This is a genomic window from Pseudomonas sp. SDO5532_S415 (assembly GCF_054071155.1).
In genome coordinates this window covers 1-20,086 of the sequence record NZ_JBSVWS010000042.1, presented here as the reverse complement: position 1 = coordinate 20,086, position 20,086 = coordinate 1, and the positions used below count along the sequence as shown (strand labels likewise).

Annotated in this window: 19 protein-coding genes; 10 read left to right on the top strand and 9 right to left on the bottom strand. The window is 59.9% G+C overall.

Going from position 1 to position 20,086, the window contains the following annotated elements; all coding sequences use genetic code 11:
- The first annotated feature begins 48 nt into the window (after positions 1-48).
- Positions 49-1,482, top strand: coding sequence for a M48 family metalloprotease (locus ACW9HW_RS12720; protein ID WP_457400105.1), 1,434 nt, complete (start codon positions 49-51; stop codon positions 1,480-1,482).
- Positions 1,483-1,560: 78 nt separating this feature from the next.
- Here ACW9HW_RS12720 and ACW9HW_RS12715 read toward each other — a convergent pair whose 3' ends face one another.
- The 4 genes from ACW9HW_RS12715 to rpoE all read right to left on the bottom strand — a co-directional run bounded on the left by ACW9HW_RS12715 (position 1,561) and on the right by rpoE (position 5,335).
- Positions 1,561-2,988, bottom strand: coding sequence for a DegQ family serine endoprotease (locus tag ACW9HW_RS12715; RefSeq protein ID WP_457400103.1), 1,428 nt, complete (start codon positions 2,986-2,988; stop codon positions 1,561-1,563).
- Positions 2,989-3,166: 178 nt separating this feature from the next.
- Entirely contained in the window at positions 3,167-4,126 is a 960-nt protein-coding gene (locus ACW9HW_RS12710; protein ID WP_095195478.1) for a MucB/RseB C-terminal domain-containing protein, read from the bottom strand.
- 8 nt (positions 4,127-4,134) lie between these two features.
- Positions 4,135-4,722: a sigma-E factor negative regulatory protein gene (locus tag ACW9HW_RS12705; RefSeq protein ID WP_095195477.1), complete on the bottom strand. Its 588-nt coding sequence runs from the start codon at positions 4,720-4,722 to the stop codon at positions 4,135-4,137.
- A gap of 31 nt (positions 4,723-4,753) precedes the next feature.
- The gene (gene rpoE, locus ACW9HW_RS12700) at positions 4,754-5,335 is read right to left on the bottom strand and encodes an RNA polymerase sigma factor RpoE (protein WP_003172477.1); all 582 of its coding nucleotides are present in this window, start codon (positions 5,333-5,335) and stop codon (positions 4,754-4,756) included.
- Between the two features lie 558 nt (positions 5,336-5,893).
- Here rpoE and nadB point away from each other — a divergent pair.
- A complete protein-coding gene (gene nadB / locus ACW9HW_RS12695; protein ID WP_457400102.1) occupies positions 5,894-7,510 on the top strand; it encodes an L-aspartate oxidase in 1,617 nt (538 codons plus the stop codon).
- Here nadB and ACW9HW_RS12690 read toward each other — a convergent pair.
- Both ACW9HW_RS12690 and ACW9HW_RS12685 read right to left on the bottom strand, forming a co-directional pair.
- A complete protein-coding gene (locus tag ACW9HW_RS12690) occupies positions 7,479-7,931 on the bottom strand; it encodes a protein YgfX (protein WP_457400100.1) in 453 nt (150 codons plus the stop codon). The two genes, nadB and ACW9HW_RS12690, sit on opposite strands and share 32 nt — an antisense overlap.
- Positions 7,915-8,169, bottom strand: coding sequence for an FAD assembly factor SdhE (locus tag ACW9HW_RS12685; RefSeq protein ID WP_007898624.1), 255 nt, complete (start codon positions 8,167-8,169; stop codon positions 7,915-7,917). Before ACW9HW_RS12685 ends, ACW9HW_RS12690 begins: the two co-directional genes overlap by 17 nt.
- Positions 8,170-8,318: 149 nt before the next feature.
- On the opposite strand from ACW9HW_RS12685, the gene ygfZ reads away from it, so the two are divergent.
- Complete coding sequence (ygfZ, locus tag ACW9HW_RS12680; RefSeq protein ID WP_457400098.1) at positions 8,319-9,260, top strand: CAF17-like 4Fe-4S cluster assembly/insertion protein YgfZ; 942 nt, start codon at positions 8,319-8,321, stop codon at positions 9,258-9,260.
- 34 nt (positions 9,261-9,294) lie between these two features.
- On the top strand, positions 9,295-10,116 hold the full coding sequence (locus ACW9HW_RS12675; protein ID WP_457400096.1) for an HDOD domain-containing protein: 822 nt from the start codon (positions 9,295-9,297) through the stop codon (positions 10,114-10,116).
- Positions 10,117-10,264: 148 nt separating this feature from the next.
- Here the strand turns inward: ACW9HW_RS12675 and ACW9HW_RS12670 are convergent, their stop codons facing one another.
- Positions 10,265-11,653, bottom strand: a complete 1,389-nt coding sequence (locus tag ACW9HW_RS12670; protein WP_095195472.1) for a sensor histidine kinase — start codon at positions 11,651-11,653, stop codon at positions 10,265-10,267.
- Positions 11,646-12,317, bottom strand: a complete 672-nt coding sequence (locus ACW9HW_RS12665) for a response regulator (RefSeq protein WP_075947499.1) — start codon at positions 12,315-12,317, stop codon at positions 11,646-11,648. The genes ACW9HW_RS12670 and ACW9HW_RS12665 overlap by 8 nt, the downstream gene beginning before the upstream one ends.
- A gap of 238 nt (positions 12,318-12,555) precedes the next feature.
- Here ACW9HW_RS12665 and ACW9HW_RS12660 point away from each other — a divergent pair, with 238 nt between their 5' ends.
- Genes ACW9HW_RS12660 through ACW9HW_RS12640 form a run of 5 tightly spaced genes read left to right on the top strand, consistent with a single transcriptional unit; the run spans position 12,556 to position 17,934 of the window.
- Complete coding sequence (locus tag ACW9HW_RS12660; RefSeq protein WP_457400093.1) at positions 12,556-13,848, top strand: OprD family porin; 1,293 nt, start codon at positions 12,556-12,558, stop codon at positions 13,846-13,848.
- A 39-nt stretch (positions 13,849-13,887) separates the two neighbouring features.
- The gene (locus ACW9HW_RS12655; protein WP_095195470.1) at positions 13,888-14,868 is read left to right on the top strand and encodes a Bug family tripartite tricarboxylate transporter substrate binding protein; all 981 of its coding nucleotides are present in this window, start codon (positions 13,888-13,890) and stop codon (positions 14,866-14,868) included.
- 58 nt (positions 14,869-14,926) lie between these two features.
- Entirely contained in the window at positions 14,927-15,385 is a 459-nt protein-coding gene (locus ACW9HW_RS12650; protein ID WP_095195469.1) for a tripartite tricarboxylate transporter TctB family protein, read from the top strand.
- Between the two features lies 1 nt (position 15,386).
- Positions 15,387-16,901: a tripartite tricarboxylate transporter permease gene (locus tag ACW9HW_RS12645; RefSeq protein ID WP_457400092.1), complete on the top strand. Its 1,515-nt coding sequence runs from the start codon at positions 15,387-15,389 to the stop codon at positions 16,899-16,901.
- The gene (locus tag ACW9HW_RS12640) at positions 16,894-17,934 is read left to right on the top strand and encodes an AbrB family transcriptional regulator (protein WP_457400090.1); all 1,041 of its coding nucleotides are present in this window, start codon (positions 16,894-16,896) and stop codon (positions 17,932-17,934) included. Before ACW9HW_RS12645 ends, ACW9HW_RS12640 begins: the two co-directional genes overlap by 8 nt.
- 160 nt (positions 17,935-18,094) lie before the next feature.
- Here the strand turns inward: ACW9HW_RS12640 and ung are convergent, their stop codons facing one another.
- Complete coding sequence (gene ung, locus ACW9HW_RS12635; RefSeq protein ID WP_207262995.1) at positions 18,095-18,787, bottom strand: uracil-DNA glycosylase; 693 nt, start codon at positions 18,785-18,787, stop codon at positions 18,095-18,097.
- Between the two features lie 132 nt (positions 18,788-18,919).
- Here ung and ACW9HW_RS12630 point away from each other — a divergent pair, with 132 nt between their 5' ends.
- Positions 18,920-20,035, top strand: a complete 1,116-nt coding sequence (locus tag ACW9HW_RS12630; RefSeq protein ID WP_457400089.1) for an enoyl-CoA hydratase/isomerase family protein — start codon at positions 18,920-18,922, stop codon at positions 20,033-20,035.
- Positions 20,036-20,086 lie beyond the last annotated feature (51 nt).

Sequence of the window (20,086 nt, the reverse complement as noted above, 5' to 3'; positions counted from 1 at the left end):
GGCTGGTGTCCGGCTACAGTAAGGTCTTTGTCGACTAAGGCTTTGTGCATGACTTTTTTGCGCCCTACCCTGCTGACGCTCGCTTGCCTGCTCGCCTCACCGGGCTTCGCCGACGACCTGCCGTCACTCGGTGACGCCAGTTCTGCCATCGTCTCACCGCAGCAGGAATACCAGTTGGGCCGCGCGTGGCTGGCCCTTTTGCGCAGCCAGGTGTCGCAGCTCAACGACCCTCAACTCAAGGACTATGTCGAATCCAGCGTCTACCGGCTGGTGGAGACCAGCCAGGTCAATGACCGGCGCCTGGAATTCATCCTGATCAACAGCCCGCAACTCAACGCCTTTGCGGCGCCGGGCGGGATCGTCGGGGTGAACGGTGGCTTGTTCCTCAATGCCCAGACTGAAGGCGAATATGCGTCGGTACTGGCTCACGAATTGGCTCACTTGTCGCAGCGCCACTTTGCCCGTGGCGTAGAAGCCCAACAGCGCATGCAAGTGCCGATGATGGCTGCGCTGCTGGCCGGGATCGTGATTGCCGCGGCCGGTGCCGGCGATGCCGGGATCGCCGCCATTGCGGGGACACAGGCTGCAGCGATTCAGGAACAGCGGCGTTTCTCGCGTCAGAACGAACAGGAAGCCGACCGTATCGGCATCCTCAATCTGGAAAAGGCCGGTTACGACCCACGCTCGATGCCCTCGATGTTCGAGCGCCTGGGTCGTCAATACCGCTTCGACGCCAAGCCACCGGAATTCCTGCTGACTCACCCGGTGACGGAATCGCGTATCGCCGACACCCGCAACCGCGCCGAACAGGCCAAACCGGGCGGTATCGAAGACACCCTGCGCTATCAGCTGATTCGCGCACGGGTCCAGCTGATCTATGAGGAAACCCCTGGATTGGGCGCCAAGCGTTTTCGAGCGCAACTGGATGAAAATCCGAAAAGCGATGTCGCTCGCTACGGCCTGGCAATCGCCCAGATCAAGGGCGGGCAGTTGAACGAAGCACGGGAAAATCTAAAGCTACTGCTGGCCAAATCGCCAAACGAGATCATTTACAACCTCGCGCAAATCGATCTGGATATCACCAACAATCGCCTGGCGGACGCGCAAGGCCGGGTAGACCGGATGCTGACCCAGTACCCCGGCAACTATCCGCTGAACCAGGTGCGCGTCGACCTGCTGCTGAAACAGAACCGCGCCGCCGATGCCGAAAAAGCGCTGGAAGGCCTGCTCAAGTCGCGTCCGGACGATCCGGACGTGTGGTACCAGGTGGCCGAGACTCGTGGCCTGTCAGGCAACATTATCGGCCTGCATCAGGCACGTGCCGAGTACTTCGCTCTGGTCGGTGACTATCGCCAGGCTATCCAGCAACTGGATTTCGCCAAACGCAAGGCCGGCAGCAACTTCCCGCTGTCATCGCGAATCGATGCCCGCCAGCGAGAGTTGATGGAACAGGAGCGGATAATCAAGGACATGATGGGCTGACGGCTTCGGAAATCATTGATTTCAGGCACAAAAAAACCGCCTCTTTCGAGGCGGTTTTTTATTCAGCCAGCAACCGGATTATTCAGCCAGTTTGAACGTAATGAAGCTGGCGCGACCTTGGCGCAGAACCCGCATCGACACCGAGCGATTCTTCGGCAGCGCCTTGGCGATGTCGGTGAATTGCTGAGTGGACTCGATGGCCTGATTGTTCAGGTGAGTAATGACATCGCCCGGCTGCAAGCCGATCATGGCAGCAGGACCGTCCTGAACCTCCTTGATCACCACACCGCCTTTGAGGTCGTAGGCTTTCTTTTGCTCCGCGGTCAGCTCGACGACGGAAACACCGAGACGATTACTGCTGCTCTCGACGCCCGATTTCGGTAGTGCACCCAGCTCTTTGTCCTCGTCTGGAATGGCGCCAACCGTCAGCTCGACGTTCTTGCGCTTGCCTTCACGAATCACTTCCAGGTTGGCCTTGGAGCCAGCCTTCAGCGCACCCACCAGATGTGGCAGATCGGCGGACATCACGATGGGTTGACCATTCATGCTCAGGATCACGTCGCCAACTTGCAGGCCACCCTTGGCTGCCGGGCCGTCATCCTGGATCTGGGCGACCAGCGCACCGGCCGGCTTATCCAGTCCGAATGACTCGGCCAGATCCTTGTTCACTTCCTGGATCACCACGCCCAGCCAGCCCCGGCTGACTTTGCCACCGCTTTTCAGCTGATTGGAAACGTCCATGGCCACATCGATAGGAATCGCGAACGACACACCCATGAAGCCGCCGGAACGGGTGTAGATCTGCGAGTTGATCCCGATCACCTCGCCATTCAGGTTGAACAGCGGTCCACCGGAGTTACCCGGGTTGATCGGCACGTCGGTCTGGATGAACGGCACATAGTTTTCGTTCGGCAGGCTGCGGCCGACGGCACTGACGATGCCTTGGGTCACCGTGTGGTCAAAGCCGAATGGCGAACCGATCGCCACGACCCATTGACCGGCCTTCAGATCCTGGGACTTGCCGAGTTTCAACACGGGCAGATCCTTGCCTTCGATTTTCAGCAGTGCCACGTCGGAGCGCGGGTCGGTGCCGATCAACTTGGCTTTCATTTCGCTGCGGTCAGCGAGACGGACGAGAATCTCGTCGGCATCGGCAATCACGTGGTTGTTGGTCAGGATGTAGCCGTCAGGCGAGATGATGAAACCCGATCCCAGGGACTGGGCTTCACGCTGACGATCACCGCGGGGTGTGCGCGGTTGTGGCGGCATGCCACGCTCAAAAAACTCGCGCAGCATCGGTGGCAAGCCTTCGAGATCGGGCATCGGCTGGTTCACTTTGCGGTCCGGCAGTTTCTGCGTGGTACTGATGTTCACAACTGCCGGCGAAGCTTGCTCGACCAGCTGCGTGAAGTCAGGCAATTCGACCGCTTGTGCGGCGACCGCGTGACCGAGCACCAGCACGGTGGCAAAAATGGAGAGATAAGACTTCAAACGTGGTATCGACATACGGCTCCCGTTACGACGAGCATGGTTAAGCGATATGGATCAAGGAACACCGGGAAAGATACGCCGGTATTTTTGTTCCGGGAACAACAAACAAGGCCAGAGCCGAGGGGCTCTGACCTATAAAAAATTTGGGAGGGATTTGCAAATTGAAATGCTCACGAAACATTTCGATTTCAGCTCACTGCTTGCTGGCAGCGGCATCAGTACGCATGGATAACGCAATTCGCTCCGCGGTGCCTGCCGGAATTTCGCCTACCACGGTCACCATCATCTCGCCTTGTGGTGTGGTCAAGCGCCTGGAAACCGCAACGGTGGGACCCAACTGAGTTCGAGTGTCGATGACGGCAGCGCCATTCAAAGGCTCCAGGAACACCGAAAATCGCGCCAGGCCATCATCATACAGCAGGCTGCTGACCTGGGTTTTGGTTTGCGGATCCTTGCGTGCAGAACTGCTGGTCAGCTCAAAGCCGGGAGGCAACCAATCCGAATGCCAGACCTGTGCAGCCTTGATCGCCGAGGCCTTGTCGCTGGCGAGGTTGATTGGCTTGCAATCAGCGCCAGGCTGCAAATCACTGTCCGAGGGAAGATCGACGGTATCGAGTTGCGTGAATTGGAAGCGCTCCAGCAACTGCCCTTTGTCGTTAAGTAGTAACGATTTGAGCGGCAGGCCGGTTTCTTTATCCAGATGCAGTTCAAACCCGTAACGGTGTTGATCGCGGGGCGTCAGTGAAACAATCACTGCCGCACGCCCGGCCACGCGCGACTTGCCGATGACAGCAAGGTCATACCAGTTCTTGAGCTTTTGTGGATCGAGTGTACGAGCTGCGGAGTTTGGCGAATCCCCCAGCCCGGCTATCAGGGTGCCGCTGACGCATTGAGTATGACCATCAATGCGTACGACTTCCTGCGCTGAGCCGTCGAGCTGGAGCAAACGCTCGCGGACCTTTCCGTCCTGGACGCGGTGCCAGATGTTATGGGTAGAAAAACTACCGTTACGCTCGTAGACAAAAGTACCGTGAAAGCTTTGCTGCTGCTCGGCCTGACCAAGACGGGTCAACCAGTCCTGGGCTTCATCGGCGTGGGCTGGAACAACAAACCAGCCACTCAGCAGAAGCGAAAGTAGAGGTATGGCGCGCATGATCCTCCTTAACGGTTTTCCAGGCTTGCTGCACGCGCGTAAGGCAGAGCGCTCTCAGTACCTTTCAGTGCAGCCTGTTGAGCGTGTTGACGCAAGTAGCTCGGCAGACGTTGATCGTGCCAGCCCGGCTGACCCTGCAATACGCCGTTGGCCATAGGGCCAGTGGCTTCCGAACCCTCATTATAGCCGGCCAGAACAGCCGGGCCTTTTACTTGAGGAGCAGCTAGATTCTGTTGGGTCGACTGCTGCGCCAGTTCGACACCAGCGATCTCATCCTGGTTGTACAGACGAACACCTGCCAGTACGGCAACGGTCACCGAAGCAGCCACTGCCAGGCGACCCAGGCTGCGCCATGGACCACGGGAGACTTTTGCCGGAACGGTTTCGTCAGCCAGAGCTGCAGAGACGGCCGCTGCGATATCCAGGCGTGGAAGCAACAGATCCTTGTGCATCGCTGCCCGAGCGATCTGATAACGAGCCCAGGTTTCACGGGTTTCAACATCGTCGCAGGCACTCAGTACCCGACGCAATTCCAATTCGTCCGCTTCGTTATCCATCACTGCGGACAGCGATTCCTGCAGGGCTTCCCGACTCATGGCGTTCCTCTCTTGGCTGTCGCCGCTGTCTTTAGTTTTCCTGCAACAACGGCTGCAGGGCTTTATCGATGGCCTCCCGGGCGCGGAAAATCCGGGAGCGCACGGTGCCCACCGGACATTGCATGACGCTCGCAATGTCCTCGTAACTCAGACCATCGAATTCACGTAAAGTTAAAGCCGTACGCAAATCTTCCGGCAGTTGCTGAATGGTTCGATGGACGGTGCCTTCGATCTCATCCCGCAGCAAAGCCCGTTCTGGCGACTCGAGATCCTTGAGGCCATGATCGCCATCGTAGAACTCTGCATCCTCGGAACTGACATCGCTATCCGGCGGCCGACGGCCGCGTGAAACCAGATAGTTTTTCGCCGTGTTAATGGCGATGCGGTAAAGCCACGTATAAAACGCACTGTCTCCGCGAAAATTTCCAAGTGCGCGATACGCCTTGATAAAGGCTTCCTGCGCCACATCCTGGGCTTCATGGGTGTCGTGCACGAAACGCACGATCAACCCGAGAATTTTGTGCTGGTATTTCAGCACTAGCAGATCGAAAGCACGCTTGTCGCCGCGCTGAACGCGTTCGACCAGCTGCTGATCCTCTTCCTGGGTTAGCATGAACACTCCTCGATAAGCTCGGAGGAGGCTTGCATCACTAAACGACCGGGCTTGCAAACATAGACTCGGGCTTTTCGCAAAAGTTCTCCCCCTCCAGGCAAGTTTCCTGCGGCCTCTGAACCGGCACGCACGAAAAGCGCAGCGCGAGATGCCCCGGCTGCGCGAATAATCTTGTCATCGGATTCGCGACGAGGATCCAGCTGCAGATCCTCCACTGAAACCGACACTGTCCCTTTTATCAGGCAACCGTCTATTGATCTTGGGCCTTTGGCAAAAGTTCCAAATATTTATAGCTGCGCGAATCCGACATTGTGCAACCATGAAGCGAAAAAGACTGTTAAATCCACGATACAGTCCTCTTGTCGCCGAACCGACCAAATATCCATCCGACGAAGCGTCCGGTTTTTTCCGTCACAGTAGTTTCACAATGCCATATGGACCCGGCTATTGTGCCGCTCCCCCCCTCTATATACTAGTGGGCTGTGCGGTTGCCTGACCTTGCATGTCCAGATGTCCAGCGCCTCCCCCGAACCGGGTCGCCTTGAGCGGAATCCTGAAATGAGCCAACAGTTTCAACACGATGTTCTGGTAATTGGCAGCGGTGCTGCCGGCTTGAGCCTTGCGCTGACCTTGCCCGGTCATTTGCGCATCGCCGTACTGAGCAAAGGCGACCTCGCCAACGGCTCGACGTTCTGGGCCCAGGGCGGCGTCGCTGCCGTGCTGGACGACACCGACACTGTCGAATCCCACGTCGACGACACGCTCAATGCCGGCGGCGGCCTGTGCAACGAAGACGCCGTGCGCTTTACCGTCGAGCACAGTAAAGAAGCGATTCAATGGCTGATCGATCAGGGCGTACCCTTTACCCGCGATGAACAGTCCGGCACTGAAGATGGCGGATTCGAATTCCACCTCACTCGCGAAGGCGGCCACAGTCATCGACGGATCATTCATGCCGCCGATGCCACCGGCGCGGCCATTTTCAGGACTCTACTGACCCAAGCCACACAGCGGCCGAACATCGAACTGCTGGAACAGCGGGTGGCTATCGACCTGATCACGGAAAAACGCCTCGGACTCGAGGGCGATCGCTGCCTGGGTGCCTATGTGCTCAATCGCGGCACCGGCGAAGTCGACACCTATGGTGCCCGTTTTGTGATCCTCGCTTCCGGCGGCGCAGCCAAGGTTTACCTCTACACCAGCAATCCCGACGGCGCGTGCGGTGACGGTATCGCCATGGCCTGGCGTTCGGGCTGTCGGGTGGCGAACCTGGAATTCAACCAGTTCCACCCCACTTGCCTGTATCACCCGCAAGCCAAGAGCTTCCTGATCACCGAAGCCCTGCGCGGCGAAGGTGCGCACCTGAAACTGCCCAACGGCGAGCGTTTCATGCAGCGCTTCGATCCAAGGGCCGAACTCGCCCCGAGGGACATCGTCGCACGGGCCATCGACCATGAAATGAAGCGTCTGGGCGTCGATTGCGTTTACCTGGACATCAGCCACAAATCCGAAGCGTTCATCAAGTCGCACTTCCCGACCGTATACGAACGCTGCCTCGAGTTTTCCATCGACATCACCAAACAACCGATTCCAGTGGTGCCGGCGGCGCACTACACCTGTGGCGGCGTCATGGTCGACCAGCAAGGCCGCACCGATGTGCCGGGGCTGTACGCGATTGGCGAAACCAGCTTCACGGGCCTGCACGGCGCCAATCGCATGGCCAGTAACTCCTTGCTGGAATGTTTTGTTTACGCCCGTTCGGCGGCGGCAGACATCATGGAGCAGCTGCCGCAGGTTTCTGCACCTGTCGCCTTGCCCGCCTGGGATGCGAGCCAGGTGACCGACTCTGATGAAGACGTGATCATTGCGCACAATTGGGATGAACTGCGGCGCTTCATGTGGGACTACGTCGGCATCGTGCGTACCAACAAGCGCTTGCAGCGGGCCCAGCATCGAGTACGCCTGCTGCTCGATGAAATCGACGAGTTCTACAGCAACTACAAAGTCAGCCGGGACTTGATCGAACTGCGCAACCTGGCCCAGGTCGCCGAACTGATGATCCTCTCAGCCATGGAGCGCAAGGAGAGTCGAGGCCTGCATTACACACTCGACTATCCGAACATGTTGCCAGTGGCCCTGGACACTATTCTGGTGCCGCCCACCTACGCCGACTGAACTTGAGCCGGACCCGCAGGCGTCGGTGCAGATCCGCCGCCTGCGAATCCCGGGGCACGCAAATGGCCCTGACTCGCCGCTCACCGCGCAAACGAAAGCGCAGCACAACGAGCCATGGCAACGCCAGGCTGTCCGGCCTCAACTGTACAGGCTGCCAACCCGCTGCCTGACTCCACAACTGCCAGCCCTCGGCGTCGCGTCGCAAGCCACGGAACGCGTGTGGATGCGTCAGCAGTATCTGTCGTGGCAGCGTCCAGGTGGCGTGCAGCAGGCAGCAAAAAGCGCCGAACAGACAAGCCCAGAGCGGAATAGAGAGTAGAAACAACGCACCCAGCACAGACAACTGGGCCAAAAGATAGGCCGCCAGCAAATGCCGTGAGGCATGCCAGCGGCATTCGAACGAATTACTTGGGCTGGACACGATCCAGGATCATGCGAACCATGCGCTGAAGCTCCGGATCTTCCGATTCGGCACGCTCCATGAACCAGCCGAACATGTCCTGATCTTCGCATTCGAGCAACCTGACGTAGCAGGCGCGGTCCACTTCGTTGAGGTGCGGATAGACCTCTTTCACAAACGGCACCAGCAACACGTCAAGCTCAAGCATGCCACGACGGCTGTGCCAGTAGAGGCGATTCAGTTCAACATCTTCGACCATGGAGCGCTCCTCAAATAGGCCGCAAGTATACAGCCCCGCGCCTCATCGAACAGTCGGCTTTGGTCGGTCACCAACGATCCTTTGTGAACTACCCATTTCGAGGGCGCCCCCTTATCATGTCCGCCAGACTCTTTACCCTGCGATGACCCATGGCCGATTCTGCTTTTTTCTGCACGCTGTCTCATGAAGGTGTTCTGGCGGTCCGCGGCGCGGACGCCGGCAAGTTCCTGCAAGGCCAATTGACCTGCAATCTCAATTACCTGAGCGACACCCAGGCCAGCCTCGGTGCGCGCTGCACGCAGAAAGGCCGGATGCAATCGAGCTTCCGCATTCTGCTCGAAGGCGATGGTGTGCTCCTGGCCATGGCCCGCGAACTGCTGGAACCGCAATTGGCGGACCTCAAGAAGTACGCGGTGTTCTCCAAGTCCAAGTTGACCGACGAAACCACCGCCTGGGTTCGCTTCGGCGTTGAACAGGGTGATGCAGCACTCAATAGCCTCGGGCTTGGGTTGCCGGCAGAAACCGACAGCGTTGCGCGCCACGACGGTCTGATCGCCATTCGCGTTTCGCCTGATCGTGCCGAGCTGTGGGTCGCCGCCGATCAAGCCGATGTCATCAAGGGCAAACTGTCCGCCCTGCTGGCCGAAGGTGATCTGAACCAATGGCTGCTGGGCCAGGTCCGCGCCGGAATCGGCCAGGTGATGCCGGGCACCCGCGAGTTGTTCATCCCGCAAATGCTCAATCTGCAAGCCGTCGGTGGCGTGAGTTTCAAAAAAGGCTGCTACACCGGCCAGGAAATCGTCGCGCGTATGCAGTACCTGGGCAAACTCAAGCGTCGCCTGTATCGCGTGCAATTGGATGCCAGCGAACTGCCGGAACCCGGCACCCAACTGTTTTCCCCAAGCCACGCCAGTTCGATCGGTGAAGTGGTGCTGGCTGCCAGTACCGGTCAGCACATCGAACTGCTGGCGGTGTTGCAAGCCGAAGCGGCCGAGGCCGGTGATATCCACGTCGGGGCGCTTGACGGCCCTGCCCTGCATTTGCTCGACCTGCCTTACCAACTGGACCGCGACCGCGAAATCCAGCGTTAACCGCAGTATTTTTTGCGACACCTAGAGAAACGAAATGAGTGAGCTGGCGGAAAAGGTCCAGAGGGATTTGGTTGAGGCCATCGATAATGATGACCTGGTTCTGCCGACATTACCGGAAGTGGCGTTGCAGATTCGCAAGGCCGCTGAAGATCCGGAAATCAGCATCAGCACCCTGAGCAAAGTGATCGGCCGCGATGCCGCGCTGTCGGCACGCCTGATCAAAGTGGTCAATAGCCCCTTGCTGCGCGCCACCCAGGAAGTCACCGACTTGCACACGGCGATCACGCGCCTGGGCATTAACTACAGCAGCAACCTGGCCATCGGCCTGGTCATGGAGCAGATTTTCCATGCCCGTTCCGAAGTAGTGGAACAGAAGATGCGCGAAGTCTGGCGCAAGAGCCTGGAAATCGCCGGCGTCAGTTATGCGTTGTGCCGCAGCTATACCCAGCTCAAGCCCGATCAGGCAGCCCTTGGCGGGCTGGTGCATCAGATCGGTGTACTGCCGATCCTGACCTACGCCGAAGATCACTATGAACTGCTGTCGGACCCGGTCAGCCTCAACCATGTGATCGACCACATTCACCCGTTGCTCGGCGACAAGCTGCTCAGGGTTTGGGAGTTTCCGGACATGCTGGTGCAAGTGCCGCAGCTGTACCTGAATTTCAAGCGACAGTCCGGGCAGATTGATTACGTTGACCTGGTGCAAGTGGCCAGCCTGTATTGCCACAAGGACACCGATCACCCGATTTCGCGCATTGATCCTTTCAACGTTCCGGCCTTCATCAAGCTCGGGATCGATCCGGACAACAAGGCGATGTGCGCCGACCTGGAAGAAACGCGCTCGATGTTTTACTGATCATTGTGGCGAGGGAGCTTGCTCCCGCTCGGCTGCGAAGCAGTCGTAAAATTTCTAAATAGCAGTTTGTCCGGGATACCGCGGTGTCTGGATTGAGGGCCGCTTCGCAGCCCAACGGGAGCAAGCTCCCTCGCCACAAAAGCAGCATTCACTCCCCGGCAATAAAACTCACCCGTACTTTCAACCCCGCCCGCTCGCCATCGTGCAGGCTGATCTGTGCCAGGTGCGCGCGGCAGATCTCGCCGACAATCGCCAAGCCCAAACCAGATCCGGCCACTTGCTGGTTGCGTCGGTAAAAGCGTTCGAACACCCGGTCACGCTCCTCCAGGGGAATGCCCGGGCCATCGTCCTCGACCTCCAGCACCGCCGGCGCCGAGACCCGCAGAATGACGTTGCCGCCTGGAGGTGTGTGGGCCAGCGCGTTATCCACCAGGTTGCTCAACAGCTCGTTCAACAAGGTCGGCTCGCCCCGCAGCCATACCGGCTCGTCCGCTTCCAGCGCCAGCGCCACCCCGCGCTTGTGGGCCAGCGGTGCCATGGCCATGCCCAGTTCACGTGCCAGTTGACTCAGATCCAGCAACTGCGCACCGCCCTCGGCAATCGCCCGGGCGCCATTTTCGACCCGCGCCAGGGAGAGCAACTGGTTAGCCAGATGGGTCAAGCGATCGGTACTCTGAGCGGCGTTTTCCAGGGTACTGCGCCAGGTTTCGGGCTCGTTCGCCCGCAGGCCAAGCTCAAGTCGCGCCTTGAGGGCTGCCAGCGGCGTACGCAGTTCATGGGCGGCATCGGCGATGAATTGCGCCTGACGCTCGAATTGCTCACGCAGGCGTTCGGTAAAGTGATTCAGTGCACGCACCAATGGCCACAGCTCATGCTGGACTTCCACCAACGGCAACGGACGCAGATCATCGGATTGCCGCTCTTCCACCGCCGTGCGCAAGCGCTCCAGTGGACGCAGCGCGGCGCTGACGGCAAACCACACCAACAGCAGCGCACCGACCGCCAGCATGCCCAAGCGCAGCAAGGTATCCGCCGCCAGGCTGCGCGCCATGCTCACCCGCGCCTCATCGGTTTCGGCGACACGAATTTCCGCCATGCCGTTCATGTTCGGTTCGCTGACCGGCTTGAGCAGGCTGACCACGCGCACGTTCTGCCCGCGATAGGTGGCGTTGTAAAAACGCGCCAGTGCCGGGTAATCATCGGTGCGCGGTGTTCCGGGAGGTGGAGCGGGTAGGTTTTCGTAACCGGAAATCAGGTTCTGGTGGATGTCGTTGACCAGGTAAAAAATCCGCCCGGCGCTGTCGTAGGCGAAGGTATCCAGCGCCACGTAAGGCACGTCGGCGCTGAGCGTTCCGTCACGTTGGGAAACACCTGCCGCAATGGTCCGCGCCGAGGCCAGCAAGGTCCGGTCATAGGCGGTGTCGGCAGCCTCGCGACCATTCCAATAGGCGCTCAAACCGCTGGCCAGCATCAACACCACCAACAACAGCGCCAGGTTCCACAGCAGGCGCCAGCGCAGGCTGCTGGGCTTATGCATCGCGGCTTTCCAGCAAATAACCGAGACCGCGGAAAGTCACGATGGCCACCGGTTGACCGTCAAGTTTCTTGCGCAAGCGATGCACATAGATTTCGATGGCGTCGGGGCTCGCCTCCTCGTCCAGACCGAAGACCTGAGAGGCCAGTTGCTCCTTGCTCATCACCCGGCCGGGACGAGCGATCAGTGCTTCGAGTACGGCCTGCTCGCGGGAAGTCAGGGTCAGCAACTCTTCACCCAGGGTGAAGCGCCGGGTGTCCAGGTCGTAGGCCAGCACGCCACAGCGTTGCAGCCGTTCACCGCCCAGTACGCTGCGGCGCAACAAGGCTTTGACCCGGGCTTCGAGTTCGGTGAGCTCAAAAGGCTTGGCCAGATAATCGTCGGCGCCTAGGTTAAGACCGTGGACACGATCCTTCACATCGCTGCGTGCGGTCAGCATCAGCACCGGCAGGTTCTTGCCCCGCGCGCGCAGACGCGCCAGCACTTCGAAACCATCCATGCGCGGCAGGCCGACATCGAGGATCGCCATGGCGTATTCCTCGCTGCCCAGCGCCAGGTCGGCAGCCACGCCGTCGTGCAGCACATCCACGGTCAACCCGGTGCTCTTGAGCGCCTGGGCGACACTTTCGGCGAGCTGCAGATGGTCTTCGACGAGCAGAACACGCATGGATCTTTACCTCATTCAGGGATGGTCGACGCCATTCTTTGGCGCGGAGTTTACAGCCACCTCCGCTTCTGTGAAGCCCGCAAAGCCGTTAAAGCCTGATGAAAGGTTAGCGAAAGGTTGGCTGGTTAGAGTCGAGTTACGGAATGTTTCAAGTTCCGTCGCTGCTGCCACACAGCGACCCGAAAAACGCCTCGAAGCGTTTTCGACCAATAAGAACAATAAACGGAGTACGTCACCCATGCAGTCCTTGCAGACCCAGGCTTGCGCGCCTGCCCGCCTCTCCCGTTTCAGCCACACCGCCCTTGCCAGTGCTGCCGCGCTTGCCGGCTTTTCGCCGTTGAGCCAGGCCGATTTCATCGAAGACAGCTCGGCCACTTTCGAAACCCGCAACATGTACTTCAACCGCGATTTTCGCGATGGCACCAGCGCCCAACAGTCCAAGCGTGACGAATGGGCCCAGGGGTTCATGCTCAATCTGCAATCGGGTTACACCGACGGCACCGTGGGGTTTGGGGTCGATGCACTGGGCATGCTGGGGGTCAAGCTCGATTCCAGTCCTGACCGTACAGGGACTGGCCTGCTGCCGACCCACGATGACGGGCGCGCGGCTGACGAATACTCCAAATTGGGCCTGACCGGCAAAGTGAAGGTCTCCGCCACCGAGTTGAAAATCGGCAGCCTGATCCCGGAATTGCCGATCCTCAAGCCAAACGATGGGCGCATCCTGCCACAGACGTTTGAAGGCGGCCTGCTGACGTCCAAAGAGATCAAGAACCTGACCTTCACCGGTGGGCGCCTGGAAAAAGCCAAGGACCGCGACAGCACGGATTTCGAGGACATCGCCCTCAACAACAAGAACAGCCGTTTCGCCGGTACGGTTGCCGGCAAGCATTTCGACTTTGGCGGCGTGGACTACAAGTTCACTGACAGAATCACCGGCAGTTACCACTTCGCGCAACTCGATGAAGTCTATAACCAGCATTTCCTCGGTGTGATTGCCTCGCAGCCGTTCGGGCCGGGGACCTTCGGTACCGATTTGCGCCTGGCCATCAGTGATGACGAGGGTGCAGCCCGTGGCGGCAAGATCGACAACAAATCCCTCAATGGTCTGGTGAGTTACGCCTTGAGCGGGCACAAGTTCAGCGCAGGCTATCAGCACATGTCCGGCGACAGCGCATTCCCCTATGTGGATGGCGCCGACCCGTACTTGGTCAACTTCGTGCAAATCAACGACTTTGCCGGCGCCGAAGAGCGCTCATGGCAGGCACGATATGACTACGACTTCGCCAAACTCGGCGTTCCCGGCCTGAGTTTCATGAGCCGTTACTTGAGCGGTGACAACATCAAACTCAAGAGCGGTGACGAAGGCAAAGAGTGGGAACGCAACACCGAGATCAAATATGTCGTGCAAAGTGGCGCCCTCAAGGACGTCGCCGTGCGCCTGCGCAATGCCACTTACCGCTCCAATTATTCTGCTCGCGATGCCGATGAAGTGCGTCTGCTGGTGAGCTATAGCGTTGCCCTTTGGTAATTCAGTACGTCCATAACAAAAACTCCCAAGGAGACTTGAATGAACCTGTCAATGCGTAAAAAAGTAGCCCTCGCCGCCAGCTGCATGTTGTTCGCCGGCCAACTGATGGCTGAACCCAAGCGCCCGGAATGCATCGCCCCGGCGTCCCCTGGCGGCGGTTTCGACCTGACCTGCAAACTGGCGCAAAGCGCGCTGGTGAATGAAAAGCTGCTGACCAAGCCGATGCGTGTGACCTACATGCCCGGCGGTGTCGGCGCGGTGGCCTACAACGCGGTAGTGGCCCAGCGCCCGGCGGATGCCGGCACCCTGGTGGCCTGGTCCAGCGGTTCGCTGCTGAACCTGGCACAAGGCAAGTTCGGTCGTTTCGATGAAACCAACGTGCGCTGGCTCGCCGCCGTTGGCACCAGCTACGGCGCCATCGCGGTGAAAAGCGATTCGCCCTACAAGACCCTGGACGATCTGGTACAGGCTCTGAAGAAAGATCCGAGCAAAGTGGTGATCGGTTCCGGCGGCACTGTCGGCAGCCAGGACTGGATGCAGACCGCCCTGATCGCCAAGGCTGCCGGGATCAACCCGCGCGACCTGCGTTACGTCGCCCTCGAAGGCGGCGGTGAAATCGCCACGGCCCTGCTTGGCGGCCACATCCAGGTCGGCAGCACCGACATCTCCGACTCCATGCCGCACATCCAGAGCGGTGACATGCGCCTGCTGGCGGTGTTCTCCGACAAGCGTCTGGACGAGCCGGAAATGAAAGACATTCCAACCGCCAAAGAGCAAGGCTACGACATCGTCTGGCCGGTGGTTCGCGGCTTCTACCTGGGGCCGAAAGTCAGCGACGAAGACTACGCCTGGTGGAAGGACTCCTTCGACAAACTGCTGGCGTCCGAAGACTTCGCCAAGCTGCGCGACCAGCGTGAACTGTTCCCGTTCGCCATGACCGGCCAGGAGCTGGACACCTACGTGAAGAAACAGGTCGCGGACTACAAGGTGCTGGCCAAAGAGTTCGGCCTGATCCAGTGATCGTCACTGTCTAGCGGTCACGGTCCCGTTTTGCGGGGCCGTGGCACAGGAGTTCCCCATGCTCTTACAACGCATTTTCGCTTCGGTGCTGTTGCTGGCCTGCCTCAGCCTGGTGCTGATGGCCTGGCCCTATCAGGCACCTTTTTCCTACGAACCGATCGGCCCTCGGGCTTTCCCCTTGTTGATGCTGGGGCTGATGGGCCTGGCGCTGGTGTACATGGTGTATCGCCCCTCGCCGATCAAGCACACCGATGAAGATCCACCGATGGACCGCGAGACCCTGACCAAGATTGGTGTCTGCGTGCTGTTGCTGCTGGTTTTCGCCGGGCTGTTCGAACCGCTGGGCTTCATCCTCAGCAGCATGCTGGTAGGCATTCCGATGGCACGCCTGTACGGCGGGCGTTGGTTGCCGGGCGTGGTGATCATCAGCCTGATGAGCGTCGGCCTGTACCTGCTGTTCGACAAAGTCATGGACGTGCCACTGCCTCTGGGCCTGCTCGACGTTCTGGAGAACTGATATGGATACGCTTGGTTATTTGAGTCACGGCTTCGGCGTCGCACTGACCCCTTACAACCTGGTGACCGCGCTCAGCGGCACATTGATCGGTACGATCGTCGGCCTGTTGCCGGGGCTGGGGCCGATCAACGGCGTGGCATTGCTGATCCCGATTGCCTTCGCCCTGGGCCTGCCGCCGGAGTCGGCGCTGATCCTGTTGGCCGCGGTCTACCTGGGTTGCGAATATGGCGGCCGGATCAGCTCGATTCTGCTGAACATTCCGGGCGAAGCCTCCACCGTGATGACCACCCTCGACGGCTACCCGATGGCCCGCCAGGGCCTGGCCGGTGTCGCGTTGTCGCTGTCGGCCTGGAGTTCGTTCATCGGTGCTTTCATTGCGACCTGCGGAATGGTGGTGTTCGCGCCGATGCTGGCGAAATGGGCGATTGCCTTCGGCCCGGCGGAATACTTCGTGCTGATGGTCTTTGCGATTGTCTGCCTCGGCGGCATGGCCGGCGACCGTCCCCTGAAGACGTTCATTGCCGCGCTGATCGGCCTGTTCCTGTCGACCGTCGGCATTGATGCCAACAGCGGTGTGTACCGGTTCACCGGCGATAACATTCACCTCACCGACGGCATTCAGTTCGTGGTGCTGGTGCTCGGACTGTTCTCCATCAGCGAAATCCTGTTGCTGCTGGAAAAAACCCACCGTGGCCAGGAAGCCTTCCAGGCCACCGGCCGGATGCTGTTCAACTTCAAGGAAGCCGCTTCAGTGTTCTGGGTGAACATGCGTTGCGGGGTGCTCGGTTTCATCATGGGCGTGCTGCCGGGAGCCGGCGCGACGCTGGCCAGCGCCGTGGCCTACATGACCGAGAAACGCATCGCCGGGCCGAACGGCAAATTCGGCCAGGGCGACAAGCGCGGCCTCGCAGCCCCGGAAACCGCCATCGGTGCCGAAGCCTGCGGTGCGCTGGTGCCGATGCTGACCCTCGGCGTTCCGGGTTCGGGCACCACGGCGGTGATGATCGGCGCGCTGTCGCTGTACAACATCACGCCAGGCCCGCTGCTGTTTCAACAGCAACCGGACATCGTCTGGGGCCTGATCGCGTCGCTGTTTATCGCCAACATCATGCTGGTGATCCTCAACATTCCGATGATCCGCATCTTCACCAAGATCCTCGCCGTACCGAACTGGGCGCTGGTGCCGATGATCGCCATCATCACCGCCATCGGTGTGTATGCGGTGCATGCCACCACCTTCGATCTGTTCCTGATGATCGGTATCGGCATCTTCGGCTACATCCTGCGCAAGCTGGACTTCCCATTGTCGCCGGTTTTGCTGGGCTTCATCCTCGGTGGCTTGATGGAGCAGAACCTGCGTCGGGCTTTGTCGATTTCCAACGGTTCGCTGGATATTCTCTGGTCGAGCGGAATCACCATGGGTGTCTGGGGGTTGATCGTGGTCATGTTGCTGGTGCCGATTGTGCGCATCTGGCACAAACGTTCGGTTGCTCGGCGCGTCATTGCCGATGTCTGATCGGACACCGTTCAAAGCGTGGTGGGGCACACCACTGGTCGGCCTGCTGGGCGGTTACCTCGCCAGCCAGGTCGGCTGGCCGCTGCCATGGATGGTCGGCTCGTTGCTGGCGATCATCCTGGTTCGCTGCCTGACGCCCTGGCAACTGGCGGAAATCCCTGGCGGTCGCAAGTGCGGTCAGTGGATCGTCGGCATCGGTATTGGCCTGCACTTCACCCCGGTGGTGATGGAGCAGGTTTTGAGTCATTTCGGCCTGATCTTCTTCGGTGCGTTGGTCACCAGCCTGTCCGCGGTGGTCGGGGTCTGGCTGATGCGGCGCACCGGCGAAGACCGCGCCACGGCGTTCTTCTCCAGCATGCCCGGCGGCTCCGGGGAGATGGTCAACCTCGGCGCCCGCAACGGTGCGGTACTCAGCCGGGTCGCTGCCGGCCAGAGCTTGCGGGTGTTGGTGGTGGTGCTGTGTGTGCCGGCTGCATTCAAATATCTGTTGGGCGACGGCACGCCTATTTCCCACGCCGGCAGCATCGATTGGCGCTGGCTGGCGATCTTGTTTCCCGCAGGCGCATTGGTCGCCTGGATCTGGGAACGTTTGCGTCAACCCAACCCATGGCTGTTCGGGCCGCTGCTGGTGAGTGCAACGGTCAGCATCGGCTGGGACCTGCATATCGGATTGCCCGACGGCGGCAGCCAGATCGGTCAATGGCTGATCGGCAGCGGCCTGGGCTGTCACTTCAATCGGCAGTTTTTCCGTCGCGCGCCGTCGTTCATGGGCCGGACGTTGGTTGGCACGGTGTTGACCATGTTGATTGCGACCGCGGCGGCATTGGGTTTGAGTGCCCTGACCCACCTGGATTTGCGCTCGTTGACCCTGGGCATGATGCCCGGTGGCATTGCAGAGATGAGCCTGACGGCGGAGACCCTGCAACTGTCAGTGCCGCTGGTGACGGCGATGCAGGTGATGCGGCTGCTGTTTGTGTTGTTTCTGGCGGAGCCGTTGTTCAGGTACTGGAATCGGCAGCCGGATTCCCCCTGACACCAAACACTGTGGCGAGGGAGCTTGCTCCCGCCCGGCTGCGCAGCAGTCGTAAGCCCGGTGTATGCGATACATCTGAAGGAATCAGATTGCAGATTTCAGGGCTGCTTCGCAGCCCAGCGGGAGCAAGCTCCCTCGCCACAACGGCCTCTTCAACCCATCAAACCGGCGGCAACCGCCAATCGATCGGCGTCTCGCCATTCTGTTCCAGGAACTTGTTGGTCCGGCTGAAATGCCCGCAACCGAGGAAGCCGCGATAGGCCGACAGCGGTGACGGGTGCACAGACGTCAGCACCAAATGTTTGGTGGCATCGATCAGTTTCTGCTTGCTCTGGGCATGGGCGCCCCACAGCATAAACACCAGATGCGGTTGCTGTTGGCTGACCACTTCAATGATCCGATCCGTGAAAAACTGCCAGCCCTTGTCCTTGTGCGCGTTGGCGTTGGCGCGCTCCACGGTCATGGTGGTGTTGAGCATCAGCACGCCCTGCTCGGCCCAGCTCTGCAGGTAGCCGTGGTTGGGGATGTCGATGTTCAGGTCGCGTTTCAACTCTTTATAGATGTTCACCAGCGACGGTGGCGCCGGCACGCCCGGTTGCACCGAAAAGCACAAGCCATGGGCCTGGCCCGGGCCGTGATACGGGTCCTGGCCGAGGATCACCACCTTGACCTTGTCCAGCGGCGTGGAATTGAGCGCGTTGAAGATCATCGGGCCCGGTGGATAGATTTCCTTGCCGGCCGCCCGCTCCTGCTGCAGGAAATTTCGCAACTCTGCCATATAGGGCTGGTCGAATTCCGCACGCAGTGCCTCCTTCCAGCTCGGTTCGAGTTTGATACGGTCGTCAGCAGTCATGGTCATATCCGGCAAAAACAATGGGGCGAACCCTAAGAAGCCTCACCACGCTTGTCAATTGATCTGACGCAGATCCGGCACTTTCCCGCACAGCGATCATACTTAACCCTCAAATTCCCGATCGAGGTCACGATGAATCTGCACTTCGAAGAACTCACCGGCACCGACGGCGCCCGCATCGGCGTTGCCACCCTCAACGCAGAAAAGTCGCTCAATGCCCTGTCCTTGCCGATGATCAATGCCCTGCGCGACCGACTGGACGCCTGGGCCAAGGAGCCGCAAATCGTCTGCGTCCTGCTGCGCGGCAACGGCGCCAAGGCCTTTTGCGCCGGCGGCGAAGTGCGCAGTCTGGTGGAGGCCTGCCGCGCCCATCCGGGTGAAGTACCGACGCTGGCGGCGCACTTCTTCAACTCGGAATACCGCCTGGACTTCAGCCTGCACACTTACCCCAAACCGTTGATCTGCTGGGGGCACGGTTATGTACTCGGCGGCGGCATGGGCCTGTTGCAGGGGGCAAGCACTCGCATTGTCACGCCGAGCAGTCGGTTGGCGATGCCGGAGATCAGTATCGGCCTGTATCCAGACGTCGGCGCCAGTTGGTTCCTCTCGCGTCTGCCCGGCAAGCTCGGCGTGTTCCTCGGCCTGACCGGCGCCCACATGAACGGTCGCGATGCGATCGATCTGGACCTGGCCGACCGCTTCCTGCTCGATGAGCAGCAGGAAGCGCTGATTGAAGGTTTGTTGCAGCTGAACTGGCAGGAACAGACGCCGATGCAGCTCAACAGTCTGCTCAAGGCCTTGCAGCAGGAAGCCGTCGACCAGATGCCCGAAGCCCAGTGGTTGCCGCGTCGCCAGCGTATCGATGAACTGCTGGATGTCAGCGATGTGCGTTGCGCCTGGAAAGCCATCAACGGGCTACGCGATAGCACTGACCTGCTGCTTAGCCGCGCCGCGCGGACCATGAGCGAAGGCTCGCCGCTGACCGCTCATCTGGTGTGGGAACAAATCATCCGCGCCCGGCATCTGTCGCTGGCGCAAGTCTTTCAGATGGAATACACCCTGAGCCTCAATTGCTGTCGGCATCCGGAGTTCAGCGAAGGTGTGCGAGCGCGGCTGATCGACAAGGATCAGAAACCGCATTGGCACTGGCCGGACATCAATAATGTGCCGGATGCGGTGGTGCAGGCGCATTTTCACAAGGTTTGGGAGGGGCGGCATCCGTTGGCAGACTTGTCGGAGTACCAATAACAACTGTGGGAGCGAGCCTGCTCGCGAAGAGGGAGTGTCAGACGCCATAAA